Source organism: Acaryochloris thomasi RCC1774, from assembly GCF_003231495.1.
Taxonomy (GTDB): Bacteria; Cyanobacteriota; Cyanobacteriia; order Thermosynechococcales; family Thermosynechococcaceae; genus RCC1774.
Map to the genome: position 1 here is coordinate 22,873 of NZ_PQWO01000003.1, position 13,239 is coordinate 36,111.

The 13,239-nt window shown below is 48.0% G+C and carries 10 protein-coding genes; 8 read left to right on the forward strand and 2 right to left on the reverse strand.

What is annotated here, in order from left to right:
* Window positions 1–24 precede the first annotated feature (24 nt).
* The 8 genes from C1752_RS28010 to C1752_RS05785 all read left to right on the forward strand — a co-directional run bounded on the left by C1752_RS28010 (window position 25) and on the right by C1752_RS05785 (window position 9,695).
* Window positions 25–231, forward strand: a complete 207-nt coding sequence (locus C1752_RS28010; protein ID WP_146242276.1) for a hypothetical protein — start codon at window positions 25–27, stop codon at window positions 229–231.
* 8 nt (window positions 232–239) lie between these two features.
* Window positions 240–602, forward strand: a complete 363-nt coding sequence (locus C1752_RS05760) for a type II toxin-antitoxin system VapC family toxin (protein WP_233501395.1) — start codon at window positions 240–242, stop codon at window positions 600–602.
* A 24-nt stretch (window positions 603–626) separates the two neighbouring features.
* Window positions 627–3,524, forward strand: coding sequence for a glycerol-3-phosphate acyltransferase (locus C1752_RS05765; RefSeq protein ID WP_110985116.1), 2,898 nt, complete (start codon window positions 627–629; stop codon window positions 3,522–3,524).
* On the forward strand, window positions 3,521–3,685 hold the full coding sequence (locus C1752_RS28335) for a hypothetical protein (protein WP_158535024.1): 165 nt from the start codon (window positions 3,521–3,523) through the stop codon (window positions 3,683–3,685). Before C1752_RS05765 ends, C1752_RS28335 begins: the two co-directional genes overlap by 4 nt.
* Before the next feature lie 230 nt (window positions 3,686–3,915).
* Entirely contained in the window at window positions 3,916–5,277 is a 1,362-nt protein-coding gene (locus C1752_RS05770) for a hypothetical protein (protein WP_110985446.1), read from the forward strand.
* Window positions 5,274–6,569, forward strand: coding sequence for a DUF1822 family protein (locus C1752_RS05775; protein ID WP_110985117.1), 1,296 nt, complete (start codon window positions 5,274–5,276; stop codon window positions 6,567–6,569). The genes C1752_RS05770 and C1752_RS05775 overlap by 4 nt, the downstream gene beginning before the upstream one ends.
* Window positions 6,566–8,956, forward strand: coding sequence for a CHASE2 domain-containing protein (locus tag C1752_RS05780; RefSeq protein WP_110985118.1), 2,391 nt, complete (start codon window positions 6,566–6,568; stop codon window positions 8,954–8,956). The genes C1752_RS05775 and C1752_RS05780 overlap by 4 nt, the downstream gene beginning before the upstream one ends.
* A complete protein-coding gene (locus C1752_RS05785; protein WP_110985119.1) occupies window positions 8,949–9,695 on the forward strand; it encodes a hypothetical protein in 747 nt (248 codons plus the stop codon). The genes C1752_RS05780 and C1752_RS05785 overlap by 8 nt, the downstream gene beginning before the upstream one ends.
* A gap of 101 nt (window positions 9,696–9,796) precedes the next feature.
* On the opposite strand, the gene C1752_RS05790 is transcribed toward C1752_RS05785, so the two are convergent.
* A complete protein-coding gene (locus C1752_RS05790; protein ID WP_110985120.1) occupies window positions 9,797–12,235 on the reverse strand; it encodes a two-partner secretion domain-containing protein in 2,439 nt (812 codons plus the stop codon).
* 298 nt (window positions 12,236–12,533) lie between these two features.
* Window positions 12,534–13,214 carry a hypothetical protein gene (locus C1752_RS05795; RefSeq protein WP_146242277.1) on the reverse strand — a complete coding sequence of 227 codons (681 nt, stop codon included), beginning with the start codon at window positions 13,212–13,214 and terminating at the stop codon, window positions 12,534–12,536.
* Between the last annotated feature and the right edge of the window lie 25 nt (window positions 13,215–13,239).

Below are 13,239 nucleotides of genomic sequence, written 5' to 3' on the forward strand. Positions count from 1 at the left end.
CAGCCAAGCTAAGCTGCTGGGCTGATGCAAACTGCTGCTCAACAACTTCAAGTATCGTCTGATACCGCATCTATCCATCCCAAACAAGTGGAAGATCCTCTGATCGGATTATTCGACGGCTCGCCAGAGTTAGCAACGCGCTCTGAAGAAATGCTGGCGCAAAATGTAAGGCCTGCTTCTGGTTTTACACGGAAAGCGTCATTGCAGATAGCGGCTTTATTGTTGCCTTAGCGAACCGATTGGATCAGCGGCACGTTGAAGTTTGCCCCGTTTATCTGCAGTACCCATGGATTTTTCTACCTCAATTAGTTTTGGTCGAAGTTGTTTACCTTATTGGTCGTGACGTAGGGATTCCGACCGTGGTTAAATTCTTGAGAGGCATCTCTGCTAGTCGGTTTGAATTGATAGAAGCGACGGCAAAGAATATCAACCGGGCAGCCGACATCCTAGAGCAATACGCCGATAGCAAGGTAGATTTTGTGGATGCCAGCGTGATGGCAATCGCAGAGCGCCTCAACATCACCACTGTTTTGACGATCGACCGTCAAGATTTTAGCCTCTTTAGACCTCTGCACTGCCAGAATTTTGTAGTGCGACCTTGAACAACGTGAGTTCGACGGATACCCATGGCAGAAATAACACTCATCTGGCGAGTCTTAATTCTCTGTAGCGCTTGTTTCTTAATCGGTGGCCTACCGGTACCGAGCTGGGTTACCCGTATCTTGACCGGGAAGCGACTCTCTAAACTGGGGACTGGCAATGTCAGTGTCTCTGCCGCGTTCTATCACGGCGGCAAACCGGCAGGAATCCTGTCTGCACTTTCAGAGGCAGGGAAAGGGATTGCCGCAGTCTTGTTAGCCCGACAGCTATTTCCAACGATGCCTGCTTGGGAACTTTGGGGCTTGTTAGCGCTGGTTCTCGGTCGCAATTTGATTGGGGGTGGGGCCGGGGCAACGAATACCTTTTGGGGATTTTGGGTTCATGACTGGGTAATGAACCTGATTTTTGTCTCTGGGGGTTGGGTGAGCTTTCACCTAGTGCGAAATCGGAAGAGATCGCAACTCATAATCCTCGCTTTGATGCCTATTGTCGTCGCCCTCCTGAGTAGAGACGGATCTAGAGTAATCGCTATGATGATGCTCAGTGGCTTTCTGGCCTGGACGTTCCTTCGTAAACCGGATGACTTAGAAATGTCAGCAACTCAGGGAAAATCTGACAAGATGCTGCGGTGGATGCAGCGAGATCGCAAACCTCTCTCTCTTAACCAGCAATTGGACACCCCTCAGGTGGGTCAAAAAGCGGCGACACTCGCTCAACTCAAGCAGTGGGGCTATGCGGTGCCGGACGGCTGGGTGCTCCCCGTCAACGGAGATGCGAAAGCTCTGATGGCACAGATTCAGTGCTCACCCGAACAGCCCGTCGTCGTGCGATCCTCAGCGGTCGGTGAAGACTCTGAAGAAGCTTCAGCGGCAGGGCAGTATGAGTCGATTTTGCATGTCATTAGTCAGGGGGCGTTGGGGGATGCGATCTCAACTTGCCTCAGTTCTTACAACAGCGAAGGTGCTCAACAATATCGGCAGGACCGCCAGCTCACGGAAACCGCCATGGCCGTCCTCGTGCAGCAACAGGTGCAGGGCGTTGTCTCCGGCGTTGCCTTCAGTCGAGACCCGATTGCCTGTCAGGGATCAGCAGTCATCATCGAAGCATTACCAGGAGACGCAACTCAGGTCGTATCAGGACAAGTAACCCCAGAACAGTATCGGGTTGAGATCCAGGATCGAGACTGGAGCGACATCGATAGCGATCAGCTTCCGGCTATGACAGAGCAGGTTGTTCTGGGCATGGAAGGGAGTGGTGAAGTTTCGACGCAGATTATTCAACAGGTTGCGGTTCTGGCCCGCCACCTCGAATCTCGCTATCACGGCATTCCTCAGGATTTGGAATGGAGCTTCGATGGTAAAACGCTATGGCTACTGCAGGCGCGACCCATCACCACCCTTTTACCGATTTGGACTCGCAAGATTGCCGCCGAGGTGATTCCTGGGGTGATTCGCCCCCTGACTTGGTCCGTCAATCAACCCCTTACCTGTGGTGTCTGGGGTCAGATTTTCTCCATTGTGTTGGGGGATCGCGCTCAGGATCTAGACTTTGGTCAAACGGCGACGCTACACCACGGCTATGCCTATTTCAATGCCTCTCTCCTGGGTGAAATCTTCCGGCGGATGGGTTTACCTCCTGAAAGCTTAGAATTCCTCACCCGAGGCGCAAAGTTTAGCAAGCCTCCCATCCGGTCAACCCTGATCAATATTCCAGGGTTACTGCGGCTCGTACAGCGGGAACGACAGCTCCTGCAAGACTTTCAGGATGACAACACAGACCGATTCCAACCCGCCCTAAAGAACTTCCAGCAAGAACCCACCGAAATGCTGAGCGCTGAGCAATTGCTATCGCGAGTAGAACAACTGCTGGCGTTGCTGGAGCAAGCAACCTACTACAGCATTTTGGCTCCTTTGGGTTTTGCCGCCCGTCAGGCGCTCTTCAAAGTTCAAGACTCAGATCTCAACAACGACAGTTCACCAGAGGTGACTTCGTTACAGGACATCCGCAGCTTGGCAGCCGTCACCCCAAAGGTCGCAGCAACCGATCAGAACTCACTTTTTGCAGCCTTAGCCACAAGCACAGAAGGGCAAAGCGTTCTAACTCAGCTAGAACAGCTAATTGATCGCTATGGCTATCTCAGCGAAGTGGGGACCGATATCGCCGTCCCCACCTGGAAGGAAGATCCCAGTCCTGTCCGTGAATTATTCACTCAGTTTTGTCTGTCTCCACCGACAGCGCCTCAGAAGACCGTTACCTCAAGCAACTGGAAAACGAAGCAGGTCCAGAAACGCCTGGATCTCAAAGGACAAGTTACATCGGTCTACAGTCAGTTACTGGCCCATCTACGATGGTGCTTTGTGGCCCTAGAAGATCAGTGGCGGCAGTCTGGAGTATTAACAGATACCGGCGATATTTTTTACTTAGAACTTAACGAGGTTCAACAGTGCGTGGCTCAAACAATAGCGCCAGAGAGAGTTGCAGAAAGGATTCACCAACGCAAGCAGAATTTTCATCAGATCTCCCCCCAAGCGCCCTTCTTGCTTTACGGGAAAAATCCTCCGATGCCATTGACGCCCACCAAAATCTCAGCGGCGAAAATGATGCAGGGGATTGGCGTTAGCGCTGGGCAGGTTGAAGGCCCTGTTAAGGTGCTACTAAATTTCAAGGCTGGGGTTACTAACCTTGATCCCGCCACAATTTTAGTGGTTCCCTACACTGATTCTGGCTGGGCTCCCCTCTTGGCCAGAGCCGCAGGACTGATTGCAGATGTGGGTGGCCGACTGTCCCACGGTGCGATTGTGGCCCGCGAGTACGGCATCCCTGCCGTGATGGATATTAATCAGGCGACGCAACAACTGCAGGATGGTCAGATTGTGCGCATAGATGGGCAACGGGGCACTGTTGAGCTGGTGGATGGCCCTTGAATGAACAAGAGGGGATGCGATGGTCTCCGACCGGCCTTCGGCCATCGCAACGAAAACCGCTGGTCACCCCAAAAGCTGCCAACGCCGCTCTCACAGAAACTCTGAGCACGATCGTATACACCGTTAGCTCTAGCCAAAACTTTAAAGCTGGGCGGATGTAGAACTCTCAAGTCCTCAAGCAAAGTGCTGGACTTTTCTCCAGGCAAGCATTTTCTGCAGCAAATGCATCACTAATTATCCCAGAGAGATAAAAAGAGTTAGGGTTTTGTATCCTTACTTTCAGAACTGCAGTGCTTCCAGGTCATTAAGGGAACCTAAGTATGTGGTGATCCTTATCGTTTTAGTGAAACAATTAGGGCTGAAACCATTCACTTTGCATTCTGGAACTGGTGTGGGTACAGCCTCAAGGTATTGGCAACTGGTAAGAATTGATGCCTCTGGTCAGAGAAGGGTTGATAGGATTCAAACAGCCTATGATTTCTTTCAGGAAGTCTTTGGCTCACAGGTCCAGGTGGATCAAGTCGCAGATGCGACGGTACAAAGCAAACTGATTCAATTTTGGAAGACGACCCAAAATTCTTCTCCGGCAGAGTGGTGTCTGCGTTGTTTTATTTCTAACGTGATTGACCAAGCCTGCGGGCAGTTAGAAACGCAGTTTGGTCGTCATCATGGCTTTAGTCGCTATGACCTGTTCCCCTTTGTCCTCAACGACAGTTACCCACCCCCAAGGCAGTTTCAGGGAAACTATCAATCCCTGGCCAGCCAGATCTTACAGACTTTTAAGCCTGAGAACGGTAGCCTAGTGACCTGGACCGTGCGGCGGGTACGTTGCGATCGCAACCTCAACAAATTTCTGCTAGAACACGGCATTTATCTGGTCAGTGACTGGGCAATCCTAAACGACACCTCACTTCAGCAGGTGGAGCGAATCCTATCAGAATTCCACAGCGCCACGGCCAGCGAAATCAAGCAGGCAATGGATCTTTTAAGCCGATATCACGCAGTCTACAGACGCGATCGCATCCAAAGGCGGCAGGCAGGGTTGAAGGGGCGTTGCTCAGAACCCACCGCAAACCAACTATCTCAAATAGCGGGTTCGGCAACTGAAGCAGGCGTGATTCTAGCCCAGCTTCAGAGCCTTGCCGGACAGCTGCGTCGGTATCGAATCCATGCCCGAGGGGGACCAGCTCCGACAACGTCTCTAGATCAGCCCACGAATGAAAAGGGGCAGCTCCCGCAGCTTGCGGCTCCGGTCCCCGATCAGGCTGAAGATGAGCAGAACGCTTTTTTGACCCGCTACCGAGAGCAGTTCCGCCTCAGCTTAGATGAGGCGATCGGACAAATTCTCCGAAAGCAGCTTGAGTCTCGCAAGCCCCGTACAGCCGAGCAATTCCTTCAAGCTCTGTATCTGTTTCACTGTCGCGGACAGTCGATGACAGAGATTGCCCCCCAGGTGAATCTAAAGGCTCAGTATCAGGTCTCACGGCTGTTGAAGCTCAAAGACCTCCGGGCCGATATTCGCCGTCAGGTGCTGCTAGATTTGCGCGATCGCGTGCTTCAACAAGCGAAGGTCTACGCAGATCCAAATCGTCTGCAGCAGCTCAATGGTCAACTGGATACAGTCTTAGAAGAACAGGTTGAAGAGGTGATTCAAGAAGCTGCAGCCGAAGCCAGTGTTCCCCGAAACCGCCCTATTCGGAGTCTGTATGCCCGCAGGCTGTGTCAGGACCTAGACCAGAGGATAGAGAAATGACTGATATCTTCTCTGAATTAGTGTCAGATTTTGCGGTGGTGCAACCGCAGGCCATTGAACTCAAAGAGTCGCAGATTGAGCAGGCACTGCAGTGGAGTCAGGTTGCGACGAGTGAAGAGCAACAGTGGCAGCTTTATTTGCAGGGGCTGGCCTTGCAAAACTTTGAGCAGTGGCTTCAGACCCGAGACTCAGCGCTATCGGTACAGCGGATTCGGGGTTCCTTGCCTTCAGACGTTCCGTTTTTGCCCGCCGTCATGCTGGAGGTTGATCACTTCCGGCTCTGTTTGCTGATCAACGGTAGCTTGAGCGATACCCAAGTGACTGTTCCGCAGGCGGTAGTGGACCTGCCAGCATTTACGGCTCATATTTATGCACTAGTAGAGGTTCAGGAGGAACTCGATCAGAGCGTCGTAACGGCTTGTATGCGCCACGATCAGTTAGCACAGCAAATAGCGACCCTCAAACCGCAATTGGACTGGTCTTATACAGTGCCGAGGAACTGGTTCAATTCGAGTCCCGATGATCTATTACTGTGGCTGCGTTGTCTTGCTCCAGAAGCTATTCCACTAGCTTCAACAATAGAGAGTAGCTCAAGACAAGTTGATTTGGAGCCACTACTGTCTCAACTGAAAACCAGCAAGCATCTATGGCAGGTGCTCAATTGGGAACAGGCGGCTGCCGTTCTGCAGAATAGTGAGCAAACTAATTGGCTACAGCGGGCGCTCCAGTCTCGTGATTTTGTCATGCAGGCATCAGAAGCGATGGAGAATTTGGCATCAAGCCTCAACCCCATCAATACAGCCTTATGGTTACAGCAGACTGTAGAGAACTGGACAAGAGCCTGGGTCTTAGTGCCGTCTCTGGCCCTGCGGTCCAAGACTTCAGAGATGGAGCAGCCGGAGGAAATTTCAGTTCTGATCAGTGAACTGCAGCATCAGGGCGTTGAGATCCCAGCGACAGCGGCGGGGGCCTATCGAGATTTATCGCTAGGCTCAGCACAATTGCGTCTCTCCATTGTGGTGTGGTCTTCTGAAGCTGAATGGACTCTGCTGCTGCTTTTGGGACCGCAGCCCAAGACAGAACTCAGCAATACAGTGCGGCTACAGATCTGTGATGCAGACAAAATGCTGACGGACCTCACGCTGAGTCCAGAGAACCAGGAAACGTGTCTCTATTCAATGGTGAGTGGTGCTTTGGATGAGCAATTCTGGGCGACATTGATCCTAGAGCCTCCAGATCCGCAAACGATAATGAAGCTGGCTCCCTTTAGGTTTGAGCCACCGCAGTCATGAGTGTGCGCCAGACCTATCGACTGAAGGTACAGCAGGTTGAGCAAGCTTGCCTTTTCGATTTGTCTTGGGGCAAGGGGCAGCAGTTGTCGGCCCAGGTTAGCTATCCTGAGGCATTGGAGGCGGCTTATGCAACCTGGGTTCGCTGCTATCTTTTCTTTTATAAGAACCTCTCTCTTGATGCAGCAACGGAACTAAGGGGAAAGCTGAAGGCAACGGGACGGATTACGCCTGTGGGTGTGGACTGGCAAGCTGAGCTGGTGCAGGCGGAGGCGGAGCTACTGCAGCAACTCCATCACTGGCTGCGGAGTGCGGAGCTGTATGAAATTCGGTCGGCTATTCGACAACCGGCTGATCTGTTATTGGTCTGTGAGCCATTATCACTCGCACGGCTCCCCTGGGAAATGTGGGATTTAGGCAACGTCAGGATTGCTCGCTGTCCGGCAAATGTAAGGGCTACAAGTAATAGGTCACCTCACCAACGGCGGCGAGTGAGGGTGCTAGCGATTTTGGGGGATGAGAAAGGGCTCGATTTTGCTGCAGATCGCGCTGCGGTAAAGGCTCTAGCACCGAAGGCAGAGGTACAGTTTGTGGGCTGGCAGCCAGGGCTATCGATTCCTGAATTAAAGCGGCAAATTTGTGATGCGATTTCAGACCCTCTAGGCTGGGATATCTTGTTTTTTGCGGGCCACAGCAATGAAACAAACTTGACGGGAGGGGAACTTGCGATCGCACCCAACACCCTGATCACGATTAAGGAAATTGCCCCCCACTTAAAGCAACTGCAGGAAAAAGGGCTGCAGCTTGCTATTTTCAATTCATGCAGTGGTTTGAGCATTGCGATCTCGCTGATTGACTTAGGCCTTAGTCAGGTTGCTGTGATGCGAGAGCCGATTCACAATCGGGTGGCACAGGTTTTTCTAGGCCGGTTCCTTAAGCATCTGAACAGTTATCAAGATGCCCATGATGCGCTATGTTCTGCGGTGGTGGGTCTGCAGCACGAAGAGAACCTTTCTTATCCATCGGCACACTTAATTCCTTCGTTCTTTCGCCACCCAGAGTCCAAGCCTTTTCGGCTACAGCCGATGGGGATAAGACAGTACATTCGACCTTGGCTACCCACGCGTCGAGAAGCTGTTACCTTGGCCATCCTCATTGTGTTGAGCTTATGGCCTTCACTGCAACGAACCTTGTTAGACCAGCGCATTCTGGCCCAGTCCGTTTATCGGATGCTCACAGATCAGATACCGGCTCAAACGACGCCACCGCTGACACTTGTACAAATTGATGATGCTTCTATTCAAAAGGCAGGCATCCGGGATCCAAAGCCGATGGATCGGGCTTATCTAGCTAAGCTGGTGGATCGATTGGTCGCGCATAAAAGCCAGGTTATTGGAATTGATTATCTATTGGATCGTCAGCAGCCTCAATCGGATCCACTTTTAGCGTCTGCAGTTCGGTCTGCGGTTGCCCAACAAAATACTTGGCTCGTTTTTGCCTCAACAATACAACCCAATGGTTTAGAAATCGGGGTTAATCCGAAGACCGAGATTGCATCACCGACTTGGAGCCTGCAAGCACACATACATGGTCAACCCACTCATATCGAGTTGCCTAGGGATGATTGCCGTCAAGCCTGTCCGTTCGCATATCTCATTGCGATGTTGACGGCATATCAAGAGAATGGAACGGGTCTAGTGGGGCCTAGTCTAGAGAATAAGAAAAAGTTAAAATCGCATTTTCTCAATGATGCTCAGCAACTCTCAGAGCCAAAGCTTGACTTTATTCAGAAGCAACAACAAGCTTGGCTTTCACTTGGTTCTTACTATTTAAAACAGCAGTGGCTGGACCCAATTCTAGATTTTTCGATACCACCAGAGCAGGCCTACCAGAGTATTCCAGCTTGGCAACTGCTAGCGACGAAGCAGGAAGAGAACTTGTCTTCAGTAGTAATCGTGGCTCCTGGCGGGTATAAAGAGGCTGGAGTCAATCAGTCTGATAACTTTGCAATACCTTTGGCTCTGCAGTTTTGGAGAGCATCTTTATCTGAGAATGATGGGAATTTGGACAGAGCGGTTTTTACGGGCGGGGAGGCACATGCCTATATGGTGCATCATCTTCTGCAGAAACGCTTGGTGATTCCGATTCCAAATTTATGGATGGTTTTGCTGATGTCGTTTTTGGGAAAGGTAATCAGCTTAAGATGGGGTTATTCGCGACCTATTAAGTGGTGGCAAATACTTGGGGTGGGAACGGGTACAACAGGTATTTATAGCCTGATTAGTTTACAGGGATATCTTTCAGCATCGGTTTTGTTTCCGGTTTTACTGCCGTCAATGACGGTTTTACTTTATCTTTTACCGCTTAGGGGTAGGCGTAATCATGGATAAGAATCGTGGGCTTTTGCTGGCTTTATTATTAGTCGTAGGGGGTGCTGAGCTTGGAGCTGCTCAACCAAAGAAAGAGGACTCTAACTCGAAGCCAAGACCAGTTAAGGTCCAGAATCAGAAGTCTTCCAGCAAGTCTCGCTCATTAATTAAGGGCATTATTCACGTTATTTTTGGGCCTTTGAAGAAAAAACCCAAGTTGGGTTCGCGAAGCAATCTCTGCGCTATCACACCTGGCCGGTTAGGGGAAACTGACACGATTTGGAGCGATCGACCTATCTTTTCATGGCGTGGCAAAGCTAAAAAACTCCAGCTTTTGGATGAAGAGACAGGAGAACTGCTATGGCAGCGAACTTTATCCGGTGAGGAGCAAAGTGTTGCCTATGATGGTCCAGCGTTGAATCCAGGACAGGTTTATGAGTGGCGGATTTCTAATGGGGGAACTCAGAGATCGACGTTTGAAGTGATGTCGGCAGAAAAACGAGCGAAGGTTATTGCAGACCTAAGAAATCTAAATAATCCTGAAGAGGTTGCAAGCCTAACGCCTGAGGTGAGATTGGCGGTGTCGCAATCGCAATATTTTGGAGAGCAGAGATTGTGGTCAGATGCTTTACAGTCTCTGTATGGGGTACAGGAATCTACAGATGAATTGCAGGCAACATTGGATAGAGTATTGGGTAAGGTTTGTGGGGTTGCAGGTAATGAGAGACTGGCAGAGGACGAGACAATTGCAATGCCTTGAGGTGACACAACTAAGTACTTTCACTCATTAGTCTCTGCAGGCAGAGGGAAATATCACAAACTAACTCTCCCTTCGTTCACGTTGCGAAGAGATAAGTAAGGTCAAGATGGCTGACAGTTAGCAGGCAAACCTACGATCGCAGTTGGGGGTGTTTTGGATTCGGCAGTGAGCATAAGTTGGCCTTCAGAGTTGGTCTTCCAGCCTTGAGCCTCAATAATTTGAGGGGATGTTGGAGCTGAAGCTATTGAAATAGTCGGAGATTCCAAGGCAGATGATTGGATAATTGAGGTTGCCTGCGGGTTATGAACAACCCAGTTTGTCAGCACAGATTCGTTGTTGAGATCTTGGGCAGGATTTGTTGGTAAACCACCACGCCCTGTAATGATCAATTCACTGAGTTCACTAGCTACAACACCACCATTGGGTGCACAGCCTTGGGCAACAAGTTGCGAAGCATCAACAACATTGACGGGCAAGTCGATTAATCCATCACTAGGATCCGTCTCAGGGGTCTGAAATATGACTGTGCCACTGAGAGTTGGTCCACCAAGTTGAGAGAAGGCTGTCACGTCGCTGGTTGATAGTAAAGCTGGATCAGCAGGAATATTCGCGTTCTCAAAGTCGGCCAAGGTGCGTGGTGTTAAGCCAAAGATACCTTGAGCTGTCAGTTCGACCAGTCCTCCCGCCCCCTCCGTAGCATTGGCAGTGATGTCGCTATTATTCTGGGCAAAGATCACATCACTGTTAAGTATGATATTTCCACCAGTGGCCGCTTCTGCAGCATTCGTTGTAATTGCACTGTTGTCGAGCAAGAAAATACTGCTCGCTTTAAGCTTAATATTACCTTCAGCAGAATTTGTAGTCGCACTTAAAGATCCAAGATCGGCAAGACGAATAGTCTCAGCAGTTACGACCAGTGAACCCGCCGGGCCGCTACCAGTTGAACTACTACTAACTTGGGCACCTTGCTCCAAACTAAAATCACTCGTGCTTATTGATAAATTTCCAGCCCCAAGAAGACTCCCACTTTCAGCACTTAAAGTACTTTCAGGATCTTGCAGCGCTACAGACTCAGAAGCAGCAATATCAATACTTCCAGCACGCCCTTGACTACCATAAGTAGATGCAACTGAAATATTCCCTCCGCCCTGAATAGAGAGCCTTTTCGTACTCACATTTATATCACCACCGTTTCCAGTAGTCCCTAGTCCAGTAGTTGCAGAAAATAAAGTACTAGAAACTGCTTGGCCATTAGCGGCAACACCCTGACCAATAATATTTATAGACTCAGAAGCATTGATAGTCAATTCTCCCGCATTCCCTATCGCTCCATCCGTAACCGTACTATTTACTTGTGCTCCGTCAAGTAACACTAGCCTTCTCGTACTTAGTTTAATATCACCAGCTTTTTTACCTCTTGAGAATGATGTCAATGAACTAAAAGCACCATCTCCACGAATTTCTATGAGTTCTGAAGCCTTGACATTTAAATCCCCTGAAGATCCTAGACCATTACTACTACTATCAATAAAAGAAGCATTACTAAGAATCAATCTTTTCGTGTCAATATTAATATCTCCAGCTATACCATTTTCACCTAGATTAATAGAATTAATTGAACTAAAATTCCTAACGACAAGAGACTCAGTAGCTACTATATCTAAATCTTCTCCAGGCATATCGCCAAAGTTTAGTGCAGCCAGTGCAGAGTTATTATCAAAAGAAATCCTCCTTCCATACAACCGAATAGGGCCATTAATAAACCCAGAAGTATTAATAGCAGAACCATTCGAGAAAGAAATATCTTCAAGTAAATTATTATCAGAAAAGTCCAGTGACGGACTATCTCCCGAAAGATCCAAGCCAACCACAGTTGGACCTGAAACACTTCCTATCTCAACGCTACGTGATGGAACAGAAAGAACAGCATTTTGAAAATGCACTCCGTTCCCTAAGACAAGGAAAGAATCACCCACCTGAAAGTCAAAAAAAGGATTACCAGAATCTTTCAAGATTTGAATATTTTTTGAACTCCTGCCAATATACAAACCGACAGGGAGTCTCATAGTCAACGTTAGCGGCTTTGAAATATCAGTATCAAAGAAACTTCCATCTTCAAAGTCAAGCCGATTAGCAGTAGATAGAAGCAAGGAACCAGAAACATCTATCTGAGCACCGTCTCCAAGTACAATTCCATTGGGATTGAGCAAGAAAAAATTCGCTCTTACATTAACTAGACCCTCAATTATAGATGGCGAAGAGCCCGTTACTCTTCCAATGATATTTTCAACATTCCTATTTCTAAACACGACAGATTTACCTGGAGGTACAGAAAATTTTTTAAAACTATGAAAAAGATTTTGACCACCGATTAGAGTGCCGCCGGTAATAGTAAAATCATCCGATCCCGTGTCGGAAACAACTGTTCGAACAGGCAATGTTGTATCACCAAAGACTTGTGCACAAGTCATTTCGGCCAAAGATACATCGAACAAAATAACAAGGTACAATGCAAAAAAAGCTTTCCAAAAATCAAACATATACAACAATATTCAACCTATAGAGAAAGCCAAAGACAAAGTCTACAGAGAAAGTACAGATCAAAGCGATCATACTTCAGATAGAAAATAAATTCATCCGTGATGTCACAGACCAGATTAAGTAGGCAGTAAATTTTCGATAGATGTAAATCAGAACTAGTTCTTTAAAAGCATGCCACTAAAATCCCTCATAAATTCTTATAGAATATTTCAGTCTGGAAAAACATAAAATATTTTTTCAAGAGACAGAAATATATATTGTCACAAACAACAATTAGAAGTCCAAAATCTCACCTCATCAATTTATTGGAGGACAATAAGCACACAATACTCCCCGAATAATCCAACGGCCATCTTTTATACCTGGAACAGAAGAATTACAGTTTACAAATCCTGGATCTGGCTCTTTTTCCTCACCAGGCAACTTGCATCTACTCGAGTCCTTATCAAATAAAGCCTTTCTACTCTCTTTTTCTTTTTCTTCTCTCTCTTCTCTCTCTGGCCAATCTGTCAGACAGTACGAAAAATATATTGCATCTAGCTCAAACCTTGCTTGTTCATCATTCAATTCTCCATTTTTGACCTTAAAAAATACCAAGTGAGATTCTGCTGTAGCTAACACAGCAGAATCATTATCTTTAGCCGCTACCTGCACTGCTTTCTCTAGATATTTTTTGGCAGTTTTGAGTTCATTACACTGCAAATAATGCTCACCATACCTTAAATATATAGAGGGCTTAACACTTATTTTTGCAACTAGTTTACTATTTACATCTAAGAGATTCTTCAGCTCTGTTTTTTTTCTGCAAGAATCCAAAAGCTGATCATCACCGACTGAGGTGCTTTCAGATATTTGCGCCTTAGATTCTGACATATAGATAAGTGAGGAACTCACTGAGACTAACAATGAAAGACAAGCAAATCTTGACAAAAAACTTTTTTTAGTCATTTGATTTAATTTTCCTTTAGGATAGAACACAAGAATATCTACTCTCTTTATGCTA